30 protein-coding genes and 1 pseudogene are annotated in these 25,215 nt (G+C 71.1%); 19 read left to right on the forward strand and 12 right to left on the reverse strand.

What is annotated here, in order from left to right; genetic code table 11:
• Nucleotides 1-26 precede the first annotated feature (26 nt).
• The 7 genes from RM572_RS26515 (at nucleotide 27) to RM572_RS26545 (ending at nucleotide 5,919) form a co-directional block, all read left to right on the forward strand.
• Nucleotides 27-1,526, forward strand: coding sequence for a VirB4 family type IV secretion system protein (locus RM572_RS26515; RefSeq protein ID WP_311675914.1), 1,500 nt, complete (start codon nucleotides 27-29; stop codon nucleotides 1,524-1,526).
• Between the two features lie 80 nt (nucleotides 1,527-1,606).
• Nucleotides 1,607-2,443 (forward strand): ParB N-terminal domain-containing protein, encoded by an 837-nt coding sequence (locus RM572_RS26520; RefSeq protein ID WP_311675915.1) that lies wholly within the window; start codon nucleotides 1,607-1,609, stop codon nucleotides 2,441-2,443.
• On the forward strand, nucleotides 2,440-2,946 hold the full coding sequence (locus RM572_RS26525) for a hypothetical protein (protein ID WP_311675916.1): 507 nt from the start codon (nucleotides 2,440-2,442) through the stop codon (nucleotides 2,944-2,946). Before RM572_RS26520 ends, RM572_RS26525 begins: the two co-directional genes overlap by 4 nt.
• 243 nt (nucleotides 2,947-3,189) lie before the next feature.
• Nucleotides 3,190-3,660, forward strand: a complete 471-nt coding sequence (locus RM572_RS26530; protein ID WP_311675917.1) for a hypothetical protein — start codon at nucleotides 3,190-3,192, stop codon at nucleotides 3,658-3,660.
• A 16-nt stretch (nucleotides 3,661-3,676) separates the two neighbouring features.
• Entirely contained in the window at nucleotides 3,677-4,471 is a 795-nt protein-coding gene (locus RM572_RS26535; protein WP_311675918.1) for a hypothetical protein, read from the forward strand.
• Between the two features lie 194 nt (nucleotides 4,472-4,665).
• Nucleotides 4,666-4,998 carry a hypothetical protein gene (locus tag RM572_RS26540; RefSeq protein ID WP_311675919.1) on the forward strand — a complete coding sequence of 111 codons (333 nt, stop codon included), beginning with the start codon at nucleotides 4,666-4,668 and terminating at the stop codon, nucleotides 4,996-4,998.
• Nucleotides 4,999-5,199: 201 nt separating this feature from the next.
• A complete protein-coding gene (locus tag RM572_RS26545; RefSeq protein ID WP_311675920.1) occupies nucleotides 5,200-5,919 on the forward strand; it encodes a hypothetical protein in 720 nt (239 codons plus the stop codon).
• Between the two features lie 103 nt (nucleotides 5,920-6,022).
• Here RM572_RS26545 and RM572_RS26550 read toward each other — a convergent pair whose 3' ends face one another.
• On the reverse strand, nucleotides 6,023-6,163 hold the full coding sequence (locus tag RM572_RS26550; RefSeq protein WP_311675921.1) for a hypothetical protein: 141 nt from the start codon (nucleotides 6,161-6,163) through the stop codon (nucleotides 6,023-6,025).
• A gap of 608 nt (nucleotides 6,164-6,771) precedes the next feature.
• Between RM572_RS26550 and RM572_RS26555 the strand changes: the two genes are divergently transcribed.
• The 7 genes from RM572_RS26555 (at nucleotide 6,772) to RM572_RS26585 (ending at nucleotide 13,801) form a co-directional block, all read left to right on the forward strand.
• On the forward strand, nucleotides 6,772-7,341 hold the full coding sequence (locus RM572_RS26555; protein WP_311675922.1) for a hypothetical protein: 570 nt from the start codon (nucleotides 6,772-6,774) through the stop codon (nucleotides 7,339-7,341).
• Nucleotides 7,342-7,380: 39 nt separating this feature from the next.
• A complete protein-coding gene (locus RM572_RS26560) occupies nucleotides 7,381-8,661 on the forward strand; it encodes an MFS transporter (protein WP_311675923.1) in 1,281 nt (426 codons plus the stop codon).
• Nucleotides 8,658-8,879, forward strand: a complete 222-nt coding sequence (locus RM572_RS26565; protein ID WP_311675943.1) for a hypothetical protein — start codon at nucleotides 8,658-8,660, stop codon at nucleotides 8,877-8,879. Before RM572_RS26560 ends, RM572_RS26565 begins: the two co-directional genes overlap by 4 nt.
• Before the next feature lie 194 nt (nucleotides 8,880-9,073).
• Nucleotides 9,074-10,216 (forward strand): AAA family ATPase, encoded by a 1,143-nt coding sequence (locus RM572_RS26570; RefSeq protein ID WP_311675944.1) that lies wholly within the window; start codon nucleotides 9,074-9,076, stop codon nucleotides 10,214-10,216.
• Entirely contained in the window at nucleotides 10,213-12,009 is a 1,797-nt protein-coding gene (locus RM572_RS26575) for a hypothetical protein (RefSeq protein WP_311675924.1), read from the forward strand. The genes RM572_RS26570 and RM572_RS26575 overlap by 4 nt, the downstream gene beginning before the upstream one ends.
• 150 nt (nucleotides 12,010-12,159) lie before the next feature.
• Nucleotides 12,160-12,609 (forward strand): hypothetical protein, encoded by a 450-nt coding sequence (locus tag RM572_RS26580; protein WP_311675925.1) that lies wholly within the window; start codon nucleotides 12,160-12,162, stop codon nucleotides 12,607-12,609.
• Between the two features lie 568 nt (nucleotides 12,610-13,177).
• Nucleotides 13,178-13,801 (forward strand): peptidoglycan DD-metalloendopeptidase family protein, encoded by a 624-nt coding sequence (locus RM572_RS26585; RefSeq protein WP_311675926.1) that lies wholly within the window; start codon nucleotides 13,178-13,180, stop codon nucleotides 13,799-13,801.
• 283 nt (nucleotides 13,802-14,084) lie between these two features.
• On the opposite strand, the gene RM572_RS26590 is transcribed toward RM572_RS26585, so the two are convergent.
• Nucleotides 14,085-14,690: a TetR/AcrR family transcriptional regulator gene (locus RM572_RS26590; protein ID WP_311675945.1), complete on the reverse strand. Its 606-nt coding sequence runs from the start codon at nucleotides 14,688-14,690 to the stop codon at nucleotides 14,085-14,087.
• 183 nt (nucleotides 14,691-14,873) lie between these two features.
• On the opposite strand from RM572_RS26590, the gene RM572_RS26595 reads away from it, so the two are divergent.
• The 4 genes from RM572_RS26595 (at nucleotide 14,874) to RM572_RS26610 (ending at nucleotide 19,515) form a co-directional block, all read left to right on the forward strand.
• The gene (locus RM572_RS26595; protein WP_311675927.1) at nucleotides 14,874-15,980 is read left to right on the forward strand and encodes a DmpA family aminopeptidase; all 1,107 of its coding nucleotides are present in this window, start codon (nucleotides 14,874-14,876) and stop codon (nucleotides 15,978-15,980) included.
• A gap of 243 nt (nucleotides 15,981-16,223) precedes the next feature.
• Nucleotides 16,224-16,799, forward strand: a complete 576-nt coding sequence (locus RM572_RS26600; protein ID WP_311675928.1) for a C40 family peptidase — start codon at nucleotides 16,224-16,226, stop codon at nucleotides 16,797-16,799.
• A gap of 162 nt (nucleotides 16,800-16,961) precedes the next feature.
• Entirely contained in the window at nucleotides 16,962-18,062 is a 1,101-nt protein-coding gene (locus tag RM572_RS26605) for a S1 family peptidase (protein WP_311675929.1), read from the forward strand.
• Between the two features lie 466 nt (nucleotides 18,063-18,528).
• A complete protein-coding gene (locus tag RM572_RS26610; RefSeq protein WP_311675930.1) occupies nucleotides 18,529-19,515 on the forward strand; it encodes an IS481 family transposase in 987 nt (328 codons plus the stop codon).
• A 48-nt stretch (nucleotides 19,516-19,563) separates the two neighbouring features.
• On the opposite strand, the gene RM572_RS26615 is transcribed toward RM572_RS26610, so the two are convergent.
• The 10 genes from RM572_RS26615 to RM572_RS26660 are packed head-to-tail and all read right to left on the reverse strand — an operon-like array spanning nucleotide 19,564 to nucleotide 24,764.
• Complete coding sequence (locus RM572_RS26615) at nucleotides 19,564-19,863, reverse strand: gas vesicle protein K (protein ID WP_394813712.1); 300 nt, start codon at nucleotides 19,861-19,863, stop codon at nucleotides 19,564-19,566.
• Complete coding sequence (locus RM572_RS26620; RefSeq protein WP_311675932.1) at nucleotides 19,839-20,066, reverse strand: gas vesicle protein; 228 nt, start codon at nucleotides 20,064-20,066, stop codon at nucleotides 19,839-19,841. The genes RM572_RS26615 and RM572_RS26620 overlap by 25 nt, the downstream gene beginning before the upstream one ends.
• Nucleotides 20,056-20,907 carry a GvpL/GvpF family gas vesicle protein gene (locus RM572_RS26625; protein WP_311675933.1) on the reverse strand — a complete coding sequence of 284 codons (852 nt, stop codon included), beginning with the start codon at nucleotides 20,905-20,907 and terminating at the stop codon, nucleotides 20,056-20,058. Before RM572_RS26625 ends, RM572_RS26620 begins: the two co-directional genes overlap by 11 nt.
• The gene (locus tag RM572_RS26630) at nucleotides 20,904-21,311 is read right to left on the reverse strand and encodes a gas vesicle protein (RefSeq protein ID WP_311675934.1); all 408 of its coding nucleotides are present in this window, start codon (nucleotides 21,309-21,311) and stop codon (nucleotides 20,904-20,906) included. The genes RM572_RS26625 and RM572_RS26630 overlap by 4 nt, the downstream gene beginning before the upstream one ends.
• 5 nt (nucleotides 21,312-21,316) lie before the next feature.
• Nucleotides 21,317-22,303, reverse strand: coding sequence for an SRPBCC family protein (locus tag RM572_RS26635; RefSeq protein WP_311675935.1), 987 nt, complete (start codon nucleotides 22,301-22,303; stop codon nucleotides 21,317-21,319).
• Nucleotides 22,304-22,308: 5 nt separating this feature from the next.
• The gene (locus RM572_RS26640) at nucleotides 22,309-22,884 is read right to left on the reverse strand and encodes a hypothetical protein (RefSeq protein WP_311675936.1); all 576 of its coding nucleotides are present in this window, start codon (nucleotides 22,882-22,884) and stop codon (nucleotides 22,309-22,311) included.
• Nucleotides 22,881-23,162 (reverse strand): gas vesicle protein GvpG, encoded by a 282-nt coding sequence (locus tag RM572_RS26645; RefSeq protein ID WP_311675937.1) that lies wholly within the window; start codon nucleotides 23,160-23,162, stop codon nucleotides 22,881-22,883. The genes RM572_RS26640 and RM572_RS26645 overlap by 4 nt, the downstream gene beginning before the upstream one ends.
• Before the next feature lies 1 nt (nucleotide 23,163).
• On the reverse strand, nucleotides 23,164-23,931 hold the full coding sequence (locus RM572_RS26650; protein ID WP_311675938.1) for a GvpL/GvpF family gas vesicle protein: 768 nt from the start codon (nucleotides 23,929-23,931) through the stop codon (nucleotides 23,164-23,166).
• A gap of 3 nt (nucleotides 23,932-23,934) precedes the next feature.
• Nucleotides 23,935-24,375 (reverse strand): gas vesicle protein GvpJ, encoded by a 441-nt coding sequence (gene gvpJ / locus RM572_RS26655; RefSeq protein ID WP_311675939.1) that lies wholly within the window; start codon nucleotides 24,373-24,375, stop codon nucleotides 23,935-23,937.
• A 29-nt stretch (nucleotides 24,376-24,404) separates the two neighbouring features.
• The gene (locus RM572_RS26660; protein ID WP_311675940.1) at nucleotides 24,405-24,764 is read right to left on the reverse strand and encodes a gas vesicle protein GvpO; all 360 of its coding nucleotides are present in this window, start codon (nucleotides 24,762-24,764) and stop codon (nucleotides 24,405-24,407) included.
• A gap of 294 nt (nucleotides 24,765-25,058) precedes the next feature.
• Here RM572_RS26660 and RM572_RS26665 point away from each other — a divergent pair.
• Nucleotides 25,059-25,215, forward strand: a pseudogene (locus tag RM572_RS26665) (DNA starvation/stationary phase protection protein); the annotation flags it as partial.

The following is a 25,215-nucleotide window of genomic DNA, read 5'->3' on the forward strand; positions in this document are numbered from 1 at the left end:
CTGACCCGCCTGGAAGGCACGCAACCATGGCCCGCCCGTCCCGTAGGACAAGCGCCAGTCCGCTATTCACCCCAGGCGGGCGACGCGACCGCGCCGCGCTCAAGGCCACCCGCCGGCACCTCGCCGACGCCGCCTCCGCTGCAGGGCGAACGAACGCGTCGGACACCGCGGCCCAGGCCGGCCAAGATGACTCGCGGCCGGTGTACCCGGTATCTGGGCGGCCGGGGCCGGCCTCCGCCCGCGGGAACCGGCTCAAACTGCCCGCCCACCGCATGACCACTGCCGTCGCCGCCGGCGCCTACCCCTTCCTCGCCGAAGGCGGACTCGGCGCCGAGGGCCTCTACATCGGCCGCGACGTCCACGCCGAAGCCTCCTTCTGCTTCGACCCGTTCACCCTGTACGGCAAGGTCTCCGGCTACACCAACCCCAACGTGCTCCTCGCCGGCGTCATCGGGCAGGGCAAGAGCGCACTGTCCAAGTCCTTCGCCCTGCGCAGCATCGCCTTCGGCCACCGCGTCTACGTGCCCTGCGACCCCAAGGGCGAGTGGACGCCGGTCGCCGAAGCGCTCGGCGGCACCTCCATCGCGATCGGCCCGGGCCTGCCCGGCAAGCTCAACCCCCTCGACGCCGCACCACGCCCGGACTCCGTCCCCGCGAGGGAGTGGGAAGGGGAGGTGCGCAAGCGGCGCCTGCTGCTCCTGGGGTCGCTGGCCCGCACCGTGCTCGGGCGGGACCTGCAGCCGATGGAGCACACCGCGCTCGACGTCGCCCTAGACACCGTCGTCACCACCGCCGAGACGAACGGGCGGACGCCGCTGCTCGGCGAAGTCGCAGCCACCCTCAACAACCCCGCATCACTCGACGAGGCCGGCGGGGCGATGTCCGGCAGGCTCGGCGAGGCGGCCCGCGACCTGGCCCACGCCCTGCGCCGCATGGTCCACGGCGACCTCGCCGGCATGTTCGACGCCCCCTCCACCGTCGCCTTCGACCCCACCGCCCCGATGCTCACCATCGACCTCTCCCGCCTCAGCGGCGGCAGCGACGACACCGCCCTCGTCCTCGCCATGACCTGCGCATCCGCGTGGATGGAATCAGCCCTCTCCGACCCCGGTGGCGGGCGGCGGTGGATCGTCTACGACGAAGCCTGGCGCCTGATGCGCCACCCCGGCCTCCTGCAGCGCATGCAGGCCCAGTGGAAACTCTCCCGCGGCCTGGGCATCGCCAACCTCATGGTCATCCACCGCCTCTCCGACCTGCTCACCGCCGGCGACGAAGGCTCCCGCGGCCGCGCCCTGGCCGAAGGACTCCTCGCCGACTGCTCCACCCGCATCATCTACCGCCAGGAGACCGACCAACTCCACGCCGCCGCCACCCTCCTCGGCCTCACCACCGTCGAGACCGAAGCCATCTCCCACCTCGGCAGAGGCCGCGGCCTGTGGAAAGTCGCCGGACGCAGCTTCGTCGTCCAGCACCTCCTCCACCCCCGAGAACGCACCCTCTTCGACACCGACGCCCGCATGCACTGACAGCACCGTTTCGTTCGCGAACCCCACCTCCTCCACCCACCGCCCGGAGACCCGTCATCGAATCCCATCCCACCAACGTCATGATCCCGCCGCTGGACGAGGACGACCTGGCCGTCCTCATGCACGACATCCAGGAGAACGGACTTCTCCAGCCCATCGTCCTGGACCGCTCAGAACGGATCCTCGACGGCCGCGGCCGGCTGGCCGCCTGCGAGCGCCTGCACATCGAGCCGACCTTCGTGACCTACGACGGCGCCGGCACCGACACCTACAGCCTGTCCGTCAACCTCAAGCGCCGCAGCTTCTCCAAGGGCATCTGCGCAATGATCACCGTCAAAGCCCGCGCGAACCTCGGCTACGTCTGTCCCGAGTCGGGACAAGAGGCCCGTCCCGAGTCGGGACAGGATGCTTGTCCCGACTCGGGACACACCGTTCGCGACATCGAGGAGCAGCTCGGCGTCGCACGCGCCGTCATCGGGCGGGCGAACGTCGTCTGGCAGTACGCCCCCGAACTCGTCGACTCCGTGATCGGCGGAGCTGTCGGGTTGGACCGCGCTTACGAGACCGCCCGGCAGAAGAAGGCGCAGACCGCCTCCGCGGAAGCCCAGTTGGCGAAGCTCCGCACTGAGGATCCGGCCCTCGCCGCCCGCGTGCAGGAAGGGGAACTGACTCTCCAGGGCGCCTGGGCGGAGCGCAGGGCCCGGCAGGAGGAGGAGATACGCCAGCGCCGCGTCGCCACGCAACTGCTGTGCGAGGTCCTGCCCTCGCTCGCTCAGGTACGGGGCAGCCGCACCTTCGCCCTGTACGACCCCGAGTTCGCGCCGCCCGGCCGGGCCGTGACCCGAGAGGTCATCGAGCATGCGACCACAGCTGTGGCCGAAATGGCTTCGGTGTGGAAGGAGCGTAACCTTCCGTGAACTTCACCTCCGACCCCGTTCTCCGGAAGATCGCACTGGAGGCCGCCCAGCAGGTCACCACCGACACCGGCCGCATCCACCAAGACGAGCTTCTCGAAGCACTCTGCGAGCGGCTTGCTCCGCGCGAGGAACTGCTCGGCCTGGTGATCAAGAAGGCCGGCCAGGCCATGATGCGAGATCTCGGGGAACGCCACAGTCCCCGCCGTCACCGCACCACCGAAGGGCTCTACCACCCCAAGAGCATCATGAAGCTCGGCAACGGCATCTGGGTCTGGATGGAAGACAGCACCGCCACCGACATGACCGAGTGGGGCCGAATCTCCTCGCGAAACTTCGTCCGGACCGCCACGGCAGAAGCACACAAGCAGGAATACGTCCGCAGCCGAAGCGACGCCTACCGGGCGAACCCCCACTGCGTGCAGCTCTCCTCACTCGAAGAATCCGTCTTCGGCTACCGGCAGAACTCCTTCGACGACCTCTGCCTCGACGACGACACGGCGTAACCGGTCCCGCCTCCCCGCACACAGGCCCCCAGGCCCTGCCGCCCCGGCAGCAATCACCTTCAACTCTCCGGAACACAAACCCTGAAGGACACCTCCGACACCCGGCCGCCCACTGGCGCGAAGCCGATGGGCGCCCGCGAGCCCGCTGCCGCCCCGTCAAGACGCCGAGGGATACGCCCATGGGCAGGGCAGGCACGGGCCTAACCGATGACCAGATCGCACCTCTCACATCGCTTCACGCTCATGCACTCATCGCGCACGAGCGATCCGCCAGGCGTCGTACGCCCCACCCCACACGACCATCGGGAGCCAACCCTGACCACCACACCAAGCGACCCCACCGGCAACTTCCGGCACGCCCTGCTGCTGCAGCAGCTCACCGACGAGCTGAACGCCACCGAGGACTTCGACTCGGCAGCCACCCTCGTCGACCTCGTACTCGAACCCGGCGACGGACTCCTCGACACCCTCGCGGACTTCTTCGAAGCCGCCGGTGCGAAGGTGCGGGAATCCGAACACGACGACGCCTTCGACCTGGAAGCTGAACTCAACGCAGCCGCGACCCACACCCGATCACTGGGCGAGGACCTGCACACAGCCACCGTTCGGATGCGCGCCCTCACCCCGCCCCCGGCACCCCCCGAGCTACCAGCCACGCTCCCGGCCGCCCCGGCGCCGGTGCCGCCGCGACCGGCCACCGCTCACACCCGCTGACCGGGCCGGACCCCGCATGAGTCACATCGAACGCCGCCCGAGCCTGACCGACTTCGCCGACGCTGTGGCCGCCCGCCTGCCCGGCGGGCCATGGCGGGCCGAGCACCACACATACGCCCAATACCGCGACCAGTTCGAACACACCGGGCAGGTGTGGGATCACGGGTTGACCGACGGAGTCGTCGCGGACTGCGTCATCCCCCGCGCCGCGATCCTGCACGGGCCGGTCTGGCAGCGCCTGTACATCATCGACCGCCCTCGGCACCAGGACCAGTTCCTCGTCGCCGCGCTGGAACCCGAAGGGTTCAAGCCGCACCAGATGGACCGGATCAAGACGCCGGACGGCATCGCCGTGCCCGCCGACCCGGTCCGCGCCGCCGCCGCACTCTCCCGACGCTTCCTGCACCGCTACCACCTCGCGCTGGCCGCGCTGCAGCTGTACGCCCTCAAGCAGCCGGAGCCGCCGCACCGGCCCCACGCCGCCGAGCCGGACAAGCGCCTGATGCTGGTGTTCTACCCGGACGGTGCCGTGGGCGCACCGGAATCCACCGTGCCGCGCGAGGTACACGACCTCCTGTACATCCAGGGCTTCCAGAACTCGCCGCACCAGGCGGCGTTTCTGCTGCCCGCCGCCTACAGCGACGCCCAACGCGCCGAGCTGCTGCTCACCGTCGTCCAGCACCTCACCGCCCAGGGCATCGGCGTCGACTTCCGCCGCGCAGAGGCCGGCCCCGCCCCCACCGCACCCCGACCTTCACCGGCCCTCGTGCCGCCCCGCGCCAGCCAGCCGGCGCCTTCTCGCTCCCGCTGACCCGCCCCGCCGTCTCTACGGAGGTTCTCCTGCAACACCCCGACTTCGAGCTCTACGACAACGTCGGCCGGACAACCGAACAGATTCACGCCTACAGCACCGGCCGACCCACCGCAGACGACCTGCACCGGTGGGCCGCACACGACGCCGCCGCGTTCACCGAAGCCCTCGCCCTGGCCGAGTCCGGGGCGGGCGTGGCCGAATGGACGCTGCAGCTGGAGCGGGCCCGCACCGCGGCGGAGTTCCAGGCCATCGCCGAGGCCGTCCTCGGCGACGGGCGCAGCGCCCTGGGCGCCCTGCACCAGTTCCTCGAATGCGCCGCCGAATGGTGCGACAAGCACGAGCCCGATCTCGCGGCCCGCTACCGCAGTGGCGCCAGCGAACTCGCGCAGCTCGGCGCCCAGCTCGCCGACCTGGGCGAGGACCACCTCGCCCGCACCTACGCCCCCACACCACAGGCCCGTCCTGGGCAGGTTCCCCCGCCTCCGCCGCAGTCACCTGCCGCGGGCCGCAACCGCTCCCGCTAGGAGGCCCTGTGGCGACTCACTCCTTCATCACCCGACCCACCCCGAGCGGTGACGTCCACCGCGACGTCGTGCCTGGCCACCAGCTGCCGCTCGCTCGGACCGCCCGCTGCCACCGGCTCGCGCAGGACACCGCGGCACCCCCGCCGCGAACCGCCTCGCCGAGCACGTCCGCGACGCCGCGCACCTCCCGTTCAGCCGCCTGTGGCTGACGGCCAGATCACGCTCGCCTACAGCCGCAACACGGGCGTCGTCGCCATCGCCTCCGGCGAGGAGTACACCTGGGCCCAGACGGCACTGACGAAGGCCGGGTTCCAGCGCGACGAGCACGGCGTCTACCGCCTGCCCGGCGAGACCCACGACGCCATCCGCGGGACGCTCGCCGACCTGGTGCACATCGCCCGAGTCCACGACACCAGCGTCACCACTTGCAGCCGGGGCTTCCTCGGCGATACCGCGGGCGACATCGCCGGCCTGCTGCCCGGCCGGTGGGAGGCGGAGATCGAGATCTACGCCCACCCCGCGTGGCAGGGAGACCTGGCCGCGTGGCTGTGGGACGACGGCGACCTCGCCCGCGCCGTGCGCACCACCCGCATCACCCACGTCGCCACCCTCACCAACGCCGCCGGCGACACACTGCTGCTCATCGACCGTCCCGGGCCTGAGCGCGGCTTCCTGCTCGGGTCGCTGTCCCCAACCGGCTTCGACGACGGCTACCAAGGCCGGCACTGCCCGCGCAGCGTCGCCCTGCCGGCTTCCCCCTTCCACGCCGCTCAGGTGATCGTCGAGCAGTTCCTCCCCGCCTACGAACGCGCCGTCCACGACCGGCAGGCCGAGGTCGAGCACCAACGTGCCGATACCCCCGCCTGCCCGCCGGTCCCCGTCAGCTCGCCGAACCGGCAGTTCGGGCCTCCGCGTCACTGACCCATCCCTGCATGCAGAAAGGATTCTCTTGGCCGAATTTCCGCACTTCAGTATCGGCGTCGACGACAAGCACGGGTTCGTCGCCGTCTCCTCCGCCTCCGTCTCAGAGCACCTCGCCCACTGGTACCTCAGCCACGAACAGTTCGAGCCCGTCCCCGGCGAAGTGGGCCTGTACCGGCTCACCGACCCCGAACGCGATGGACGAGACCGCGCCGCACAGGCCGCGCTCGACCTCCAGCGCCACGGCTACACCGTCCGCACCGACCTACCCCTCGGGACCGCAGAGCGGGCCCGGGCGCGGGAGTCGTCGAAGCAGCCCAGCCGATTGACGCGAGCTGCGGCCAGCCGGTCACCACAGCTGGGCCGGTCATCCCCACAGCCGCCGTCGGCCCTCCGGCCAGTGCCGCCGAAACCGGCTTACGCGCCGACTGTCCACCTGACCGGAATCTGCGGCGGAAGGAACCGGTGACCGACACGGAGACGATCTGGTCCGCCGCGGCCCGGGCGGCGAAGTTGAAGTCACCGGCCGGCTCGACGATCTGGCCGCCACCGTCAGCCGCGCCGGATTCCTCTTCGAGCCGCGCTGCGCGGTCAATGGATCCGGCTGCCCTTCGACCTCGGACGCGACTGGGAGAACGAGCACGCCACCTGGGCCGCCGAGATGCTCACCGCCGCCCGCTACCCAGTGCACCTCGACCCCGGGCTTCGCACCGAGACGACCGGACAGAAGACGGCGGCCACACCTGCTCGCATGCCGGCCACGCCCGCGCCGCCGCCGGAGCGCGGCGCGGTGATCTCGACCCGGTCGAGTCCTGGTACATCCCCGACGGCACCCCGATCGCTCTCGCCTTCTTGTTCGAGGACGACATGGCGTGGGCCGGCGACCCGGACGGGCCCGACTGGCGGGTGCTCGGCGCCTACGACGACGTGGACGCCGCTGGGCGGGCGCTGCCTCGGCCGGTGCCGCCCGGTGTGCTGCGGCCCGAGGCGGCACGGTTCGACCGGCCCGCCCTGGAGCCGGAGGTGTCGCTGCAGGAACTGCTCCGCGACATCACCGAAGCACCAGCCGCAGGTGACGTGGCCGAGACCCTGCTGCTGACCGCGCAGACCGACCCCGACGCCCCTGGCCCGATGCTCCACCTGCGCGAACTGCTGCACACCGCAGCCGAGTTCTCCACCGCAATGGCGACCGTCCAGGGGGGCCGGCTCACCGCCCGGTTCGACTCTCTCGCGCACCAGCTCGGCTGCCTCATCGAGCACTTGCGAACCGCGGCCGAGGAACTCGGCGCCACCGTCGCTGTCCTACCGCCCCACCGCACACCGCGCCCCCAGCCGCAACCGCCCCGTCCGGCCGCACCGGGCGCCACACCGCCGGCCGGGGCCTCACCGCGCGGGCCCCTGCCCGCAGCCCGGCGCCGGTAGACCCGCCCCCTCTCCCCTCCTCCGACCCGAGAGTCCTCGTTGCCCCTGACCGCCACCCAGGCCCCGGCACCGCGCGTCACCTACCGCGCGGTGCTGGGCACCCCGCACGTCGCCCGCCTCCTATTCGGCACCCTCACCGGCCGCATGCCCCAGGGCATGGCCCCCGTCGCACTCGTGCTCTGGGCCACCGCCACCGGGTATGGCCTCGCCTTCGGCGGACTGCTCAGCGCCCTGTACGGCATCTCCTTCGCCCTCTCCCAGCCGCTCAAGGGCCGCCTGATGGACCTGTACGGGCAGCGCACGGTCCACCTGCCGGCCGCAGCGCTGAACTCCGCATCCCTGCTCCTGTTGCCCCTGATCGGCCCCATCGCGACAACGAAGCAGATCATGGCGACCGTGGTCATGGCCGGGCTGACCGCGCCGGCACTGGAGGCCGGGCTGCGGGCCCTGTGGCCCAGCGTGCTGCCCGACCCCCGCCGCCGGCATGTCGCCCTCGCGCTGGACACCGGCAGCCAGGGGCTCCTCTACATCACCGGCCCCCTGCTCGTGGCCACGCTCACCACCCTGCACAGCCCCGCGCTCGCCCTGATGGTCACCGCCGCGCTCGGCATGGCCGGCACAATCATCGTCACCACCTCCCCGCCCTCCCGCCACTGGCAGCGCACACAACCGGACCCGACGGTCGAGTCACCGGCACGGTTGCTGGGAGCCGGCTTCGCTCTCCTGTGCCTGTCGCTGGCAGGCGTCGGGTTCGCGATCGGCACCCTCAACGTCCTCGGCGTGGCCATGGCCGAACGACACCAGGCCGAGATGCTCTCCGGAGCCCTGCCCGCCGCCTTCGCCGCCGGCACCTTCCTCGGCGGACTCGCCTACGGCGCCCGGACCTGGCCCGGCACCCACACCGGCCAGCTGATCGCCGGAACCGCCGCCTTCACCGCCTCCTGGCTGCCCCTCCTGCTGCTGCCCGGGCCGTCTGCGGCCACCGCGGCGGTCATGCTCCCCGGCGTCTTCCTCACCGTGATCGTCACCTCGTCCTACTTGACCTGCGACGCCCTCACACCGCCGGGCCGCACCAGCGAGGCGTACACATGGCTGCTTCTCGCCATCGGCGCCGGACAAGCCGCCGGAGCCACCGCAGCAGGCCACTACGCCAACACCCCCCTGACCGGCGCCGCCCTCCCCACCGCCGGCGCCGCCCTCGCCCTCACCACCCTGGCCCTCGCCCGGGCCCGCCTCGCCTTCGCCCAACACCCCACCGCTTTCCCGCCACCACCGATAGGAGATCCGCCGTGCCCGAACCACCAGCAGAGCCGTTCATGACGATCCGGCACACCATCACCGGCGAGATCACCACCACCGGCTACAACGCCGCCGCCCGGCGGATCCTGCTCCAGGCCGGCTTCGAAGAGACCCCAGGTTGCGCCTGCCGAGCGACGGAGCCCGATACGGGGCGGACGCACGGGCCTGCTCGGCAGCCAGCGAGCTGCTCGTCGCCCGCCACCCCCTGCACCGGGACCGAGCCCTCGGCCGGCCGGTGAGCGCCGACGGTACGCCCCGGTTGGCCCGGTCGCCGATGTCGGCACTGTCCGTGATCCGCTCCGGGAGCGGCCAGCCTCTCCAGCGCATCGCCAACCCCGCCCGCACCCGTACCTGTTGAAGGAACCTCCTCTTGACCACACCCGGACCGCCTACCAGTCCAGCGCGTACCAAGGGCGGCGAACTACGTGCCAAGGTGGCCCGGCTGCTGGCCGACCGGCCGGCGGACACGCTCACTATCGGGGACATGGCCAGGCAGCTGGGCCACTCCCACGGCGCCGTCCGCAACGCCGCCCTCACCCTGGTGCGACGCGGCGAGGCCGACCAAGGCGGAACCGGACAACCGGAGTTCCGCGCGAACGCGAAGACCGCCGCAGCCGCTCAGACCGCTGTGATCAGCCCACCGGGCACCCACTCTCCCCGCGCCCAGGCGGCAACGGCCCGCACGACGATTCCCGCAGCCGCCACGCCCGGGCAGACCGGGCCGATCCGCCGCGCGGGGGGCCAGGTCTACCACCCCCGGGAGCTGGCCGATCTGCCCGACGTCGAGGCGTTGAATCGCTTGCGCGACGCCGACGTGCCGGTGCTGCTCTACGGCCCTCCGGGCACCGGCAAGACGAGTCTGGTCGAGGCGGCGTTCCCGGATCTGCTCACCGTCGCCGGTGACGGCGACACCACGGTCGGCGACTTGATCGGCGAGTACACACAGGATGACGCGGGAGCCTACGTCTTCCAGTACGGTCCGCTGGTCACCGCGATGACCGAGGGTCGCGCCCTGCTGATCGACGATGCCACCTTGATCTCACCGAAGGTGCTGGCGGCGCTGTATCCCGCGATGGACGGGCGCAGGCAGATCCAGGTCAAGGCCCACAAGGGCGAGACCATCAAGGCCGAGCCGGGCTTCTACGTGGTGGCGGGCCACAATCCGGGCGTCCACGGGGCGGTGTTGACGGAGGCGCTCGCGAGCCGGTTCAGCGTGCAGATCCAGATCGGCACGGACTATGACCTCGCCCTGGCCTTGAGGATCGATGCCCGGGTGGTCCGGGTCGCCCGTCACCTCGCCCGCCAAGTCGAACTCGGCGAGCTGGGCTGGGCCCCCCAACTGCGAGAGCTGCTCAGCTACCAGAAGACCGAGGCCGTTCTCGGCACCAAAGCCGCGCTCGCGAACCTGGTCGGCATCGCTCCTGTGGAGGATCGCGACGCCGTCGCCGACGCCGTCATCAAGGCTGTCGGCGTCAAGAAGATCGCGCCGCTCACCCTCGGCAAGCAGCTCCCCGCCTCGGCGGCCCGGCAGCCCCCGGGCAGCACCGGCTCCGCGCACCGGGGCCGCTCGCGATGAGCGCCCACCACCACGTCCAGTCCCCCGCCACCACACGGGACGACGCCGACCTCGCGCGATGGGACGACGACGGCGCCCCTCCCGCGCAACCCCGTTCCTCCCCGGACGCGTGGCTGCGCGTGGGAGCCGAACTCGGCGACCGGCTGGTCGCCCTCTCCGGCCGCCAGGACCTCCTCGTCACCTGCCGCCCCGGCACGCGCAGCGGCGCACCGGCCGCGTTCTTCCCCACTCTGGGCGAGATCGAGTTCGACGCCGGCCTGTTCGCCCCGCTCCAGCCCCACCAGGTCCATCCACGGATCGTGGGCGACGAGGAGCGGTATCCTGCCGCCTGGGGAGTGTTCGTCCACGAGGCCGCGCACGCGGCCCACTCCGTGTGGACGCAGCCTGCCGGAGCGAACCCCCGTGTCGTCGAGGTCGCGCTCCTGCTGGAGGAGAGCCGCGTCGAAGGCGCACACCTGATCACGCGGCCCACGGACCGCACGTACCTGCGCACCAGTGCCCGAACCCTGGTCATGCCCGACGTCGCCCACCCCACCCTGAAGGGCATCGAGCACGCCGCCGCCGTGGCGGCCCTGATCCTCGGCCGCCGTGACGTCGGCATCCTGGACGCCGGCGAGACCCGGGCCGTCGCCGACCTGTGCGAAAAGGTGCTGGGCGCAAACCTGCTGACCACACTCACCCGCATCTGGACCGCAGCCCACCAGTGCGCCGACCACGACGCCACGACCATGCTCGCGCACGCTCACAAATGGTGCGACGCCTTGGACACCGCGGCCCCCAACCTGCCCGTGCCGGAGAACCTCACCGATCTGCTGTCCGGCGCCGTGGGGGTCGTCATGGACAGCACCGCAGCCACCGACGCCGCCGACCTCGCGGCACAGGCCGCAGCGACCAACGCCATGGCCGCGCAGTCCAAGGCGCAGGCCCAGGAGCGCGCCCAGCGGGCCAGCCAGCGACGCAAAGCCGCCGCCACCGCCAAGTCGGTCTTCAACGCCCGTGGCACCACCGTCACCCCCGACGGCACACCGGCGCCCTACGGCAACCCGGTCACCGGCACCCGCAGGCCCACCGCCGCCGAGCAGAGTGCCGCCGCGCGCCTGAGCCGCGCCCTGCGTGCCGCCGCCTACCGCGAGCGGACCGAGGAGCGGACCACCAGCCCCACCCCGCCCGGCCGCCTCAACATGCGCGCGGCCCTCGCCCGCGACGCTCAGCGCGCGGCCGGGTCGGTCCCCACCGCGGAACCGTTCACCCACACCCGCCGCCGGAACTCCCCCACCCCACCGCTGCGTGTGGGTATCGCCGTCGACGTCTCCGGCTCCATGCGTGCCGCCTGCGCGCCCGTGGCGTCCGCTGCCTGGATCGTGGCACGCGCAGCAGCCCTGACCGACCCCGACTCCCTTACCGCCACGATCGCCTATGACATGCACCTGACAGCATTGACCCGCCCCACCCACCGAGCACCAGAGCGCGTGACGACGTTCGATGCCAACGGCGGCGACCACAACCTCGGCGACGCCATCGACGCACTCGACCACGGCCTCGAACTCAGCCGCCCCGGCGCCGGCCGCCTCCTCGTGATCGTCACCGACGCCCACTACGGCAGCGACGAAACCGCTCCAGCCGTCACCCGCGTCAAGCAGCTCACGACCGCCGGCTGCGCCGTACTCCAGCTCACCCTCACCGCCAAGTCCCAGCACCTGCCGGGAACCACCTTGCTGCACCTGCCCCCGCCCTCCAGCGCTCCCGTCGCCATCGCCAGGGCGGCCACAGACGCTATCCGCAGGACACGCTGAGACGACGCAGACCACCACCCCAACCGCCAACGAAAGGCGCTCGATTTGAAGCCCCAGACCAGCAGCCCGACCTCGAACGAAACGCCCGTCAAACGCAATTCCCCGGGGGTCCAGACGCAGTGGACCGTTGATCATCTTTGCGGCCACGAAATGGTTCATGATCTGTCCGCACGGCCGGCCGACAAGCGCGCCGGGTTCGCCCGCTGGCTCGCAGGCAGGGACTGCACCGACTGCTGGAAGGCCGCCCGCGACGCCGACAGCGGATCCACCGAGCAGTGGCTCGCCGCCAAGCGAGCCGAGGAACAGCAGGCCGCCACCGAGTGGGCCCGCCGCTTCGGCATGCCTCCGCTGGAAGGGCCCCCGCGCACCCTGGACTGGGGCGAGCGCACCCGCCACCAGCTGGTGACCGCAGCCCACACCGCCCTGGTCGCCGAAGGCACCTTGAGCGAGGCGGACTGGGCTGCGCTGGAGGAGCAGGCGCGCAGGGTCACCCTGGCCGGGTGGTGGATCGACCAGCGCGACGCGGACGGCGCCGACCTGCCCGAACTCCTCGACGCGGCAACCGATGACGACCACGGAACTGAGAACCCGCACTTGTAGTGCCGTGCCCCAGCTCAAACGCAGCATTGGAGCAACGGCCCACCGAAGGCGTCAACGCCAAGACCAAGCGGATTGCACGCCAGAGGCACGGACGAGCGGGCGTACTGGCGGGGCCGCGGCGAGCGCGCAAAAAGGACAAAGCCCTTCGGCCCTGGGGCGTCTGGAGGAAGGCCGGAGGGCCCGGGCAGCGCCCGGAGCAGGTGCGCGCGCTGGTCTCGGGGCCGCTGCGCCGGGTCGGGTGTCGTGCCTCTGGCTGGGAGTCGCTGAGCCGTTCGCAGACCGCTGACCGGCTCCGATGGTTCCGTTCGCCGGTCACGCCAGCTTGATGCTGGGCGTCAATGGTGGGCTGCTTGGCGCCCTGCCGAGCCTCCTGCCCGGTGGCGCTGTGTGGGGGTGAGCTTTGTTCGCTTCGCCTGGTATTGGGGGCGCTGTTGCGGCTGCGCATGGCGGGTCGGCCCGGAGCTCGGGTTGACGCGTACGTGCCACGGTTCTAGTTTTTTATTGATCGGTACGAGAAATAAGGTTCTCGGCCGGAAGCGCCTGCTGACGGCCCCTACCGGAAGGCATCATGAGCTCCTACCTTCTCTCCCGGATACGCCGCACCGGTGCGCTGAGCGCCGTCGCGGGTCTCCTGGCCAGTGCGCTCATCGGCGCGGCGCCCGCCGTCGCTGCCGGCCCCGTCCATCCGTCGAGTGCGGCGAAGCAGGCCAGCGCAACTTCCGTGCGGGCATCGCTCCCCGCGGGCACCTGGTGGGGGGTCAAAAACGGAAGGACCACCTCGGCCTACAACCAGTACTTCCCCGGCTACCAGTTCGGCTGCCGAGGGGACCAGCGGCACAAGGGCGTCGATGTCGGAGCGCCTACCGGTAGCCGCAGCTACGCCTGGGGCCGGGGACGGGTGGTCGGCCGCGGTTACGACCCCGGCGGCTACAACCGCTGGATCCAGGTCTACTTCCCGTCGGTCAACATGAGCCTGACGCTCGGCCACCTACTCGACGGCTCCGAACTCCGGGTCGGCACCTCCTTCACGAGGAACACCGTGTGGGCCAAGGTCGGCACCAAGGCCGATGGGCTCAACCACCGGCACATCCACTTCCGCGCCGCCCGCGGCAACCACGGGGCCTCGCCCATCGGTCCTTGCGAGGACATGAATCCCTTCATCCTCTGGGATGCCCTCGGCCTGCCCTCCTGACCCCGGTCCTCCTGCCAGGCGGCGAGGCGATCGCTCGAAGGGCTGCCTGCGGGCGGTTCGTCCGGGCGGCGGCCGTAAGCCTCCGCGAGGCCCCCCGCGGCACGATGACCGGCCAGGCGCGCCTTTGCGGGCCAGGCCGTGGTGGTGTCGCGGGGGTGCTGTCGGCGATGAGGTCTGTGCCGGCTGGGGGATGTCCTCGTCGCCATTGCGGGGGAGGCGCGGGACGGGGGCAGTGTGCAGGGGTGCGAGGGAGGTCTGCTGGGCGCCAGGTGGCCGTCTGCCGTCAGTTGGTGCGGAGCCGGGCGCCGGTGGCTGTGGCGGCGTAGCCGATGAGGTACTGCTCTGCCGTGGCTCGTGTGACCGAGGTTCCGGCGATGATGTGGTAGCCGTAGGCGTCCTCGAGTGCGACGAGGTTGGAGGCGATTTCCCGGGCAGGTGCTGCGAGCTGGAAGGCGTCATCGGCCTCACCGTTGCTCAGCAATTCGCAGTAGAGGTCGACCTGGTCGTCGTAGAGGGTCCGCCGCAGGGCGGCGTCCCGGGTGTTCTTGCGTGCTTGCGGGGCGAATTCGTAAAGCAGGCAGCACAGTTCGTCGTCCGGTCCGGTGGGCAGGCCGGCGCGGATCGTCGCGACCAGGCGGTCGCGCGGCTCCTCTAGATCCTGGACGGCGGCCCGGCGCAGCGAGGAGAAGCGTTCCACGGCATCGGTGAACACCTCCTGGAAGAGTTCGTCGAGTTCGCGGAAGTAGTAGGTCACCGAGCCGGGGGCCATGCCCGCGGTGTCGGCGACGTCCCTGATCCGCACGGCGCTCAGTCCGTGCAGCACGATGGCCTTCCGTGCGGCCGCTACCAGCTCGGCGCGTCGTGCGGTCTGATTCTTCGGCCGTGCTATGTCCGCCTCCTGGGCTCGATGAGTCCGTCCCCGTGCAGCTTAGCGAGGTGTCCGGGCGCCGGTCTCGCGGTGGGCGCGGTGGCCGCCTGCGGGATGTACGCCGGGGTCGCGCCCGCTGGTACGGAGACGTGGAGTTCGTGGGGGAGAGGCGGAGTGAACTACTCCTGGCAGAAGAGAGAGCGTATGCGTGCACGTGAACTGGGCATCACCGTCGGCTCGGGACGTCCGGGCCGGTGGAACGCCATCACCGACGTGCCCGGTGTACGGGTGGGGCACCGGACCCTCATCGAGGGTGAGGGCCGGTTGCGCCCGGGGCGGGGGCCGGTGCGCACGGGCGTCAGCGTCGTGGTGCCGGCCGAGGGGTCGCTGGGGAGGAGGCCGGTCTTCGCCGGCTGCCACCGGCTCAACGGCAACGGTGAACTGACGGGCCTGGAGTGGGTGCGGGAGTCCGGCACGCTCACCTCGCCCGTCGCGCTGACCAACACGCACAGCGTCGGCGTGGTGCGTGACGCCCTGGTCGCCGCCGAGGTCACCCAGCGCGGCCCGGACGAGCTGTACTGGTGTCTTCCCGTCGTGGGGGAGACCTGGGACGGACTCCTCAACGACGTCAACGGCTTCCACGTACGCGCCGAGCACCTGCACGACGCGCTGCGTGCCGCGGCGAGCGGACCGGTGGCCGAGGGGAACGTGGGCTCGGGCACGGGCATGATCTGCCACGGCTTCGCCGGTGGAGTCGGCACCGCCTCCCGTACCGCCGGCGCGGGCTGGACCGTGGGGGCACTGGTACAGGCCAACCACGGGCGCAGGAGCCGGCTCAGCGTCGCGGGGGTCCCCGTCGGCGAGGCGATCCCCGCTACCGAGGTGCCGTTGCCGACGCCTCCCCACGGCCCCGTCCCGGCGCAGGGTTCGGGCTCGATCATCGTCGTCCTGGCCACGGACGCGCCCGTGCTGCCCCACCAGTGCGACCGGCTCGCGCAGCGCGCTGCCCTGGGAATCGCCCGCTGCGGCGGGAACGGCGAGCACACCAGCGGAGACCTCATCATCGCCTTCTCCACCGGAAACCGCCTGGCGGGGGACGGCCTGTCCGAAGCCGGCCCTCCGGAGAGGTGGGTGCGCATGCTCCCCGACCCGGCGCTCGGCTCGCTGTTCGACGCGGTGGTGGAAGCGGTCGAGGAGGCCATCCTGAACGCGCTGCTCGCCGCGCGCACGATGACGGGCCGGGACGGCATCACCGCCCACGCGCTGCCTCATGACCGACTGATCGAAGTGATGAAGACAGCCTGCTGGTGAGCCTCCGGGCGGGAGGCCGGCTGGTCCCCGCGGCATGACGTCCCGGCTCCCGATCGTGCGCGCAGCAAGTCGGGGACTGCCTGTCGCTATGACCAGCCGGCACCGGCAGGTGCCGACATGTGACGGCCCGCCAGTCTTGGCATTGACATGTTCATTCTTTATCGTGTCGACCGAACATAACGGGGAGGGGCAGCCACTCCGCATGCCGCCACCCCCCGCTCACCCACAGAAGGGCCACCACCCATGGCAAGCAGACAGCGCATCACCCTGACCGCGGCCGTACTCCTGGCCTCGACCGGCCTCCTCCTGCCGCAGACCGCCTCGGCGGCCACTCCGCCTCCGGCGCAGCCGACGGCGTCGGCGAAGCAGGCCGACGCGTCGACCACCGCCGCCGGTGTCCGGAACGCGGTGGTGCGCGCGGCGAAGAACCGGCTGGGGCGCCCGTACAAGCTGGAGTACGGCTGGACCTGCCGCGAATCGAAGATGGACTGCGAGTGCTTCAACCGCAACGCGATCTGGCACGGCACCAAGAACGCCACCGGGCGCGGCCTGCAGCTCAACTACTGGCTCCAGGGCCAGATCAACCAGGGCCGGAAGACCAACAACCCGCGCCCCGGAGACCTCGTCTTCTGGGACACGAACAAGCGCGACGGCATCCGCTACGGCGGCGACCTCGACCACACCGGCATCTACATCGGCAACAACCGCGTCATCAACGCGAGCGCCTACTACGGCAAGGTCGTCTACCAGAGCGTCACCCTCGGCGGCACGCACCGCAACCCGCTCTTCGTCAACGTCCTCGACCCCAACGGCTACTGACCCGGCCCGCAGGCACCGACCGCGGCCGTGGGGCGCCCGCTCGTGGGGAACGGGCGCCCCACACCACTCCGGCCGACCCGCACTCCGCGACTCGGGGCTCCACGTAGCGCGCGGGTCCGCACGCCGGCCACATCTCAGCCGTACACAAAGGAGCGAGCCTTCATGACACCTACCTCCCGTGCCCTCCGCACGGCCGTCGCAGTTCTGGCCGGATGCGCCGCCCTCGCCCTGCCCGCGCCCGTGGTGGCCGCGGACGAGGTGCCCGGCCACGCCCCGAGCGTCGAACACGCCGCGCTCACCTCGCTCGCCGCCGAGGAGGGCGTGAGCAGAGCCGAGGCCGCGGAGATCCTGCGCAGACAGGACGACGGCATCCGGGCCCTGGACCGTCTCACCGCCGAACTCGGCCGGCAGAGCGCGGGCGCGTACCTGGACGACCGGGGCCGCCCGGTGGTCAACGTCCTCGGCGACGCCGCCGCCGACCGGGTCCGCGCGGCCGGCGCCACCCCGAAACGGGTCACCCGCACCACCGCCGAACTGCGCACGGTCAGATCCGCGCTGGAGGCCCTGCCCGCCGTCGCGCACACCACCACAGCCACCGACCCCGTCACCCAGCAGGTCGTCGTCACCCTCACCGACACCACCGACGCCCGCGGCGCCGCACGCCTGCGCGCCGCCGCGGCCGAACACGGCGACGCCGTACGCGTCGAGGAGACCCACGGCGCGATGAGCCCGGCCATCCGGGGAGGCGCCGCCATCACCGGCGGCGGCATCCGCTGCTCCGCCGGCTTCAACACCCGCAAGAACGGCCAGAACTACATCATCGACGCCGGCCACTGCACCAAGGGCGTCGCCAACTGGAGCGGCATAGGCCCGTCCGTCGGAGCCAGCTTCCCCGGCAACGACTACGGCCTGATCCGCAACCGCCACAGCAACGCGCCCGGCGTCGTCACCCTCTACAACGGCGACGTGCAGCGCATCGACCGGGCCGGCGCCGCCCGGGTGGGGCAGCGCATCTGCAAGAGCGGCAGCACCACCGGCCTGACCTGCGGCACCGTGCAGCGCACCGGCGTCACCGTCAACTACCCCCAGGGACAGGTGCGCCAACTCGTCCAGACCGCCGCCCGGGTGAACTCCGGCGACTCCGGCGGCGCCCTGTTCGACGGCCGCACCGCACTCGGCATCACCTCCGGCATGGGCGGCGGCAGCTCCTTCTTCCAGCCCGTCCGCGAGGTCCTCAACCGCTACAACGTCCGCCTCAACTGACCACGACTCCGAAGATCGAGAGCGGCAAAACCGCCGGCACGAACAGGCTTCAGCCGCCCTTCCCACCCACATGACGGACCTACCGTCACCCTTGACCCACCCCGCCGCCGGGCCCGGGCGCTGCACAGCCTCAGGGCCCGGCGGCACCCAGTACAGCGCACTCTCGGGGTACTCCCGTCGTTCCCCGGCTTACCTACTCTCGACCCGCCTCCAGGCCAGCTCTCTATTTACTCACCCACCTCGAACCCAGACTTCGTGCTCGTCGCTGGCTTGTTGGAGATGACTTACCGTCTGTGACAGCTCTCCCCCATAGCCGTATCCGTCAGTACAGGAAGGGGAAAAGGCGCTTGGCGGGAGCGTCTAGATGTATTGATCACGAGCGTTGTTGACACTCGTGGGTCTTGATCATGGCGAAGACCTCCGCTGTGGTGGAGCTGTCTAAGGACTGCACCGCAGGGAGGTCTTCGTGTCCCACCGTAATGCCCGGCTGACCCTTCATGGCAGGCGGCTGTTGATCGATCGGGTCCGTGCCGGACGTCCGGTGGCCCATGTGGCCGCTGAAATGGGCGTCTCCCGCGCCACCGGCCACAAATGGTTGCGGCGGTGGCGAGCCGAAGGCGACACCGGGCTGGAGGACCGCTCCAGCCGCCCGGCGGCGACACCGCACCGCACGGGCTGCAGGCTGGAGAACCGGGTCTGTCAGCTGCGCAGGGACCGCAACCTGGGTCCCGCTCGTATCGGCACCATCGTGGGTCTGCCGGCCTCGACGGTGCACCGGGTCCTGGTCCGGCATGGTCTGAACCGGCTGGCCTGGCTCGACCGCCCCACCGGCCGCGTGATCCGCCGCTACGAACGAGACCGGCCCGGCGAACTCGTCCACGTCGACATCAAGAAACTCGGCAACATCCCCGACGGAGGCGGCTGGCGGACGGTCGGGCGCGCAGAGGGAGACCGCAACAAGCAGGCCACCACCGATCGGCGCACCGCCGGCTGTTCCCCGAAGATCGGCTACAGCTACATCCACAGCGCCGTCGACGATCACTCCCGCCTGGCCTACAGCGAGGTCCTCCCCGACGAGCGCAAGGAAACCGCCACCGGCTTCTGGCAACGTGCCCAGGCATTCTTCGCCCGCCACGGCATCACCGTCGAGCGCGTCCTGACCGATAACGGCGCCTGCTACAAGTCCTTCCCGTGGCGCGACGCCCTCGCAGCGGCCGGTATCGCCCACAAGCGCACACGCCCCTACCGGCCGCAGACCAACGGCAAAGTCGAACGCTTCAACCGCACCCTCCTGGACGAATGGGCCTACCTTCAGCCCTACACCAGCAACACCGAGCGCACTGAAGCCCTGGACAGCTTCCTCCACACCTACAACCATCACCGGTGCCACACCGCACTCGGCGGCCAGCCACCGATCAGCCGTGTGAACAACGCTTCAGGTCAATACATCTAGAGGCCGGTTACCCGCCTCTGGTCGCTGCTCTGGCACCGAATCACCTGTTCAGTCGCGAGGGAGGAGCGTTCCCAGCGGCCCGAGGTCGAGGTTGAGGTCGTCCGGGGTGATGCCGTGCTGTTCGCACAGTTCACTCATCCGCTGGTCGAGCAGCATCAGGGTGGTGCCGATGCGTTCCACTTGCTCGTCCGTCAAGTCGCCTTGGTCGACGCGCCGCAATGCCTGGCGCTCCATGAGCTGACGCAGCAGTTCCACAACGGTGAGGACCAGGGTGGCCAGGTCCTTGCCCACCGTCTCCGGGTCCACGTCCAGCCGCTGAGCCGTCACAGGACACCCCCGTCTGCCCATGGCGCGGGGACGCGTTCGCTGACCGACGCCAGCAGGGCGTGCAGCGACACCCGTACCAACGGGACCTCTGCGATGGCAATCACGATGTCGCCGCTGACCACCACGCCGTTGCCCAGCACTCGGTCCAGCAGGTCTACCAGCGGCACGCCGAGGGGACCGCTGAGCGTTTCCGGCGTCTCCCACTCGACGACCTCACCGCGCATGGTCGTCCGCCGACTCGCCGGCCGACGCGTCGTCGACGAAGGAGTACGGCACCCAGGGTCCGGTGACCTCGATGTGCACGCCTTCGCTGGTGCGCAGCCGGGTGACCGTCCGGGCGAGCGCCGGTTCCTGACCGCGCGGCATGAGGCACGCGGCGTTCAGCACCTGCGTACCGTCGCCTCCCGTCGTCTGCGTCGCGTGGGTGCGCAGTCGGCGTACGGCGACGGCCGTCCCGCGCAGGGCGGACTCGACGCGCTGGGCGACGCGTACGGCATCGTCCGCGCGTTCCCGGCGGGTGCGGTTCCGATCGCGCAGTCGATCGAGGTAGGCGCGCCCGGAGTTGGCGGAGGGCTCTGCAGGTGCGGCGGCCGGGGGGTCGTGCGGTGCGTCCAGGTGCGCGGCGGCGTAGACCTTCACGCCCCACTCCTCCCGGCCGGCGATGCGATCCAGCGCGGCACCGAACCGGCCCGCGTCGCGGTGCAGGACGTCGCGGAGGCTGTCCTCGCCCAGGTAGAGGGTGGCCAGCGGCAGCGGCAGGGTGTCGGCACGGCTCGCCGCGTCGGCGATCACCTCGTGGTGCGTGCGGGCACAGCGTTCCAGGAAGGTGCGCTCGGCGAGGCGATCGCGCAGCGCCTCCTCGGTGTACTCGGCGGCGGGCACGTCCTGCACCACGGCCGTCAGCGGGCCGACGGTCAGCGTCCGCACGGTTCCGCCCCCCGGGTGGCCGGGGACGCCGGTCAGCGTGTTGCCGCAGGCGTCCGAGCCGGGTCGGCAGACGGCGTAGAGGTAGAGGGCGGTGCCGGGAGCGGCGGGGGCTCGGGCGGGGCTCGGAGTCGGGCTCATGCGCGGCGCGGCTCCTTCCGGCGAGGTGCACGCGAGACGGCGGCCGGTTCGCGTCCCGACAGGGCGGCCGGGTCCTCGGCGTCGTCCGGGTTCTCGTCCAGCGCCTCCAACTGGCGTCTGAGCCGCGCGTTCTCGTCGGCGAGGGCGTTGTGCGCGGCACGGCTGGAGAGGGCTGGATCGGTCTCCCACCAGTCGATGCCCGCCTTCTTCGCCGTCTCGACGGAGGAGACGAAGAGGCGCAGCCGGATGGTGAGCAGTTCGATGTCGAGCAGGTCGACCTTGATGTCCCCGGCGATGACGATGCCCTTGTCCAGGACGCGTTCCAGGATATCGGCGAGGTTGGCGGGGGCGGGTCCGTAGCCGTAGGGAGTCGTGGTGTCGGGCCGGGTGTCCGGGAGCCGCATGCGGGTCAGTCCTCCTCTTCCTCTTCTTCCTCGTCCTCGTCGTAGGCGTCTTCCTCGTCGTACTCGTCCTCTTCGCCCTCGTCCGGCTCCTCGTCCTCCTCGTCCCACTCCTCCTCGGCCTCGCCTTCGGCGGCCTCGTCCGGTTCTTCTTCGGACTCCTGTTCCTCCTGCTCCAGGGCGTCCTCGTGGCTGAGGACCACCTCGCTGTCGCGGATCTCGCCGCGCCAGCCCTCGACGTCCTCGTCGGCGTTGAGCGTCACGTACCGCTGGAAGTGCTTGAGGTCCAGGCGCAGGCGGCGGCCCTGGGCGCGCCAGAGGTTGCCGGTCTTCTCGAAGAAGCCCGAGGGCGTGTACTCGACCACCACCACGATGCGGGTCAGCGTGGGGCCCAGCTCGTGGAAGGAGACCGCGCCACGTGTGCTGCCTTTGGAGCCCTGCGAGGACCACACGATGCGGTCGTCGGGTATCTGCTCCTCGACGGTGGCCTCCCAGCCGCGTGTGGACGGGCCGACCTTCACCTTCCAGTCGGAGGTGGTGTCCTCCTTGCGGGAGACGTTGCGTACACCCTTCATGTAGGTGCCGAACTCCTCGAACTCGCACCAGTTGTCGTACGCGGTGCGCAGGGGCACGCCGACGTCGAGCACCTCGACGATGTTCGTGACCTTGGTGTCGCTCTTGCTCCCGCCCTCGCCGCCGCCCGCACCGACCAGGTCCTTCACCTTGCCCACCGTCTTGTCCTTCACGTCCTTCGCCTTCTCCGCGACGAGCGCCTTGACCGGCGAGTCCCCGCCACCCACGACACGGGAGGCGACCGACCCGAGGGTGCCGCCGTTCACGGCCGCGTCGTTGAGGTCGTCGGTGAGGCTCGACATGCGGTTGCCGAGCGAGTCGGCCAGATGCCCCGCCTGCGCCGTCAGATACGCGGTGATCTCCTCACGCAGCCGGTCGAGGCCGGTGTCAGCCGTGTCTCCGGCCTTGTCGGTGGATGACATGACGACTACCTCCCTCGGGGCCGTCGGGTGGAAGGAGAGGCCGCCTTCCGAGCACCGGTCTTCTTCGCGGCCGTCTTCTTCCCCGTCGTCTTCTTCGCGGCCGCTCCGGTCTTCTTCGCCGGGGCCTTCTTCGCGGACGTCTTCTTCGGCGGGGCCTTCTTCGCCGGCGCCTCACGGGCCGGACGCTGCTCTGCCGTCTCCTCGGGTTCCTCACCCTCCTCGGAGTCCTCGGCCTGCTCCCGGCCCGCCACGCCTCCGGCTGCACCGCCGAGGCCGGAGAGGGAGTCCGTACGGTCACGCAGTGCGTTGGAGAGGGAGTCCAGCCGGCGGTTGGCGGCCGCCGTCACCATGGAACGGCCCGCGGCCATCAGTTCGCCGCGCAGCTGGTCGTTCAGCTGGGAGAATTCGGGCGACCCGGTCAGCCGTTTCAGGCCCTCGGTGAGCAGCCGTTGCGGGTTGAGGCCGTTGCGCCGCCCCAGCACCCAGGAGGCGAGGGCGAGCGCCAGCTTGGCCTTTTTGGTACGGCCCAACAGGTAGCCGCCCACCAGGCTGGCCGCGAGCAGCTTGCTGTTCTGTGTCATCGGTGCCTCCCCGGCACGGGGGTGGCGTCGGCCCGCCCGGCTGGAGCCGGAGGAACCGGCGGTTCGAGGAGATCGAGCAGCCGTTCCTCTTCCTGCTCGAACTCGTGCAGGCTGATCTCCCCCGCCTCCAGTATGTCGTTCAGGGCTCGGATACGCATGTGGACGGCGGCCGGCGCCCGCAGTTCCTCCTCGGCTGCGTCGGCCATCCGGTCCGCGACCCACACCACCCCGCGCACCGGTGCCAACGGCAGCAGGCAGAGCTCTGTGAAGATCCCCATCTCAGACTGCCTCGGCCGCCGCGCGGCGGCCGGAGGAGGCCGTTTCGGAGACGAAGCTGTAGCAGGGCAGCGGACCGGTGACCCTCAGTACCAGGGCCTCTCGGTGCCGAGTCGCCAGGCGCTCGGCGGCGGCGCGGAACGCGTCCTGCCGCTCGGCGTCCACCAGAAACGAGGTACTGCGCACACTGTCGTGCACAGCGGGAACCGGCCCCTCGGCCGACTCCACGGCCAGCACCGCCAGGTCGCCCATCACCTCGCCGGCCGCGCGCCGAGCCCGGTCCTGCAACCCGGCCGCCACCGCCTCGCCCAGCCGGATGCTCGCATCGTAGCCGGGGCTGCGGCGCACCTCGTCCCGCAGCCTCCGCACGTGCGGATCCTCGCGCAACAGCATGGCCATGCCGTCCTCGGTCACGGCCGCCTTGACGTTCAGCTCGTGCCGACCTGCGACGCGCTCCAGAGATTCGAGGTGCGACGACTCGGCAGCCACGAGTTCCTTCCGGACCGTCTCCTCGTCCGGGGCGACGCTGCCGAAACGCATCGGCAGCACCGGCAGCCCGCCGTCCGCCAGCGCCAACAGCAGGTCCCGGTGGGCCAGCAGGTCCCGGCGGCGAGCGCGCAGCCCGGGCGGGGCGGCGCTGACCACGGCCGCCGTCGACCCCGCGGAGACGAGCCGCAGCTGCTCGGGCGGGGAGCCGACCCCACCCAGCGCCGAGGGGAGGGGACGGTCGGAGCGCACCACGCCGTACAGGTACAGATCGGTCCCGGCCACGGGTCACCTCTCCCTCGATCGCCGGGTGCGGGATGCTCCGACGGCTCGTGATGTCGTCCCGGAGCGGCCGGGACGGTTGCCTTCCTCCTCCTCGTCGGCGCCCACGGCCTCCTTCACCTTGCTGCCGACCGCCTTGGCCGCCTTCTTCGCTCCTACCGCCTTCGCCCTGCCGGATGCACCGCCGAACAGCTCCGGAACGGTACGGCTGTGCTCGTCCGACTCCAGGTCGAGGCGGTTGCAGGCTTCGGCGAACCGCAGGTAGGTGTCGACGCTGGCGACGACGACGCGAGCATCGATCTTGAGAATCTCGATACCGACCAGGGAAACCCGTACGAATACGTCGATCACCATGCCGCGGTCGAGGATGAGTTCCAGGACGTCGTAGAGCGTTCCCGTGCGAGGAACGCAGACGATGCCGTCGGTGCGCGTGGTAGTGGTGCTCATCTTCGGACGGTCCTCTCGGGTCGTCGTGGTCACTCGCCGTCGGCGGCGCCACGCCGGAAGCGGCGCGTGCGGCAGTACTCGAGCAGGTCACCGTCCCGGTCGAGGTCCACCTCGTAGGTGGCGAGCAGGCTGGTGGTGTCCGGGATGCGCGACAGCTCCAGCACGTCCACCCCGACACGCCAGCCCTCCTCGGTCCGGCACACCCCGGAGATGCCCTCGACGGGTCCGTCCACCAGGGCGCCGAGGATCTCACCGGCCTGCTCGGCGGCTTCGCGGGCACCCACCGCTGCCCGGGCCCCGGTGCGCGATCCGCTCCGTGCACGACCGCCCGAGGCCCGGGCGGAGGACTCCGCGCTGCGGCTGCGCCGTTCACGCTGCTCTGCTGCCATGGGCAACAGTCTGTGCACAGACGAGGACGCCCCGCGCTTCCAGCAGGACCATGCGGGTCAACCCGAGGGGTCACTCGCCCTCGGAACGATCGCGGCGCACCGAAGGTGAACCCCTCGCCGTGTCCGAGCCCCGGCAGGGCGGACAGGACCGCGCGCCCTCGGGTCCGCCGCGGGCGATGCTCCCCCGAAGAGTGCCGGCGATGGGCCGGACAGCCCATGCCACGGGCGTGATACCGGCACCAGCGGCCCAGCGGTGTTCGACTGCGGGGGACGAACCCGCGAGAGAGGCGTGCCATGACGAGCGACGTTCCCACCCCGAAGTATACCGTCCCCGGGATGACCGGGGCGCAGGGCGGACAGGTCATCGGCCTGCTCCGGGGACGGCTGCACGCCCTCAACGACCTGGCGCTCACGCTGAAGCACATCCACTGGAACGTCGTGGGCCCGCACT

Source organism: Streptomyces hazeniae (genome assembly GCF_031845485.1).
Lineage (GTDB): Bacteria > Actinomycetota > Actinomycetes > Streptomycetales > Streptomycetaceae > Streptomyces > Streptomyces hazeniae.

Coding starts and splice junctions, on each gene's coding strand:
- RM572_RS26630 (WP_311675934.1), bottom strand. CDS start 21,311: ATGCGGCTCCCGGACACCCGGCCCGACACCACGACTCCCTACGGCTAC.
- RM572_RS26620 (WP_311675932.1), bottom strand. CDS start 20,066: ATGCGCGGTGAGGTCGTCGAGTGGGAGACGCCGGAAACGCTCAGCGGT.
- RM572_RS26530 (WP_311675917.1), top strand. CDS start 3,190: ATGCACTCATCGCGCACGAGCGATCCGCCAGGCGTCGTACGCCCCACC.
- RM572_RS26585 (WP_311675926.1), top strand. CDS start 13,178: ATGAGCTCCTACCTTCTCTCCCGGATACGCCGCACCGGTGCGCTGAGC.
- RM572_RS26615 (WP_394813712.1), bottom strand. CDS start 19,863: ATGGGCAGACGGGGGTGTCCTGTGACGGCTCAGCGGCTGGACGTGGAC.
- RM572_RS26575 (WP_311675924.1), top strand. CDS start 10,213: ATGAGCGCCCACCACCACGTCCAGTCCCCCGCCACCACACGGGACGAC.
- RM572_RS26635 (WP_311675935.1), bottom strand. CDS start 22,303: ATGTCATCCACCGACAAGGCCGGAGACACGGCTGACACCGGCCTCGAC.
- RM572_RS26535 (WP_311675918.1), top strand. CDS start 3,677: ATGAGTCACATCGAACGCCGCCCGAGCCTGACCGACTTCGCCGACGCT.
- RM572_RS26520 (WP_311675915.1), top strand. CDS start 1,607: ATGATCCCGCCGCTGGACGAGGACGACCTGGCCGTCCTCATGCACGAC.
- RM572_RS26565 (WP_311675943.1), top strand. CDS start 8,658: ATGACGATCCGGCACACCATCACCGGCGAGATCACCACCACCGGCTAC.
- RM572_RS26625 (WP_311675933.1), bottom strand. CDS start 20,907: ATGAGCCCGACTCCGAGCCCCGCCCGAGCCCCCGCCGCTCCCGGCACC.
- RM572_RS26580 (WP_311675925.1), top strand. CDS start 12,160: ATGGTTCATGATCTGTCCGCACGGCCGGCCGACAAGCGCGCCGGGTTC.
- gvpJ (WP_311675939.1), bottom strand. CDS start 24,375: ATGAGCACCACTACCACGCGCACCGACGGCATCGTCTGCGTTCCTCGC.
- RM572_RS26515 (WP_311675914.1), top strand. CDS start 27: ATGGCCCGCCCGTCCCGTAGGACAAGCGCCAGTCCGCTATTCACCCCA.
- RM572_RS26605 (WP_311675929.1), top strand. CDS start 16,962: ATGACACCTACCTCCCGTGCCCTCCGCACGGCCGTCGCAGTTCTGGCC.
- RM572_RS26660 (WP_311675940.1), bottom strand. CDS start 24,764: ATGGCAGCAGAGCAGCGTGAACGGCGCAGCCGCAGCGCGGAGTCCTCC.
- RM572_RS26600 (WP_311675928.1), top strand. CDS start 16,224: ATGGCAAGCAGACAGCGCATCACCCTGACCGCGGCCGTACTCCTGGCC.
- RM572_RS26645 (WP_311675937.1), bottom strand. CDS start 23,162: ATGGGGATCTTCACAGAGCTCTGCCTGCTGCCGTTGGCACCGGTGCGC.
- RM572_RS26595 (WP_311675927.1), top strand. CDS start 14,874: ATGCGTGCACGTGAACTGGGCATCACCGTCGGCTCGGGACGTCCGGGC.
- RM572_RS26640 (WP_311675936.1), bottom strand. CDS start 22,884: ATGACACAGAACAGCAAGCTGCTCGCGGCCAGCCTGGTGGGCGGCTAC.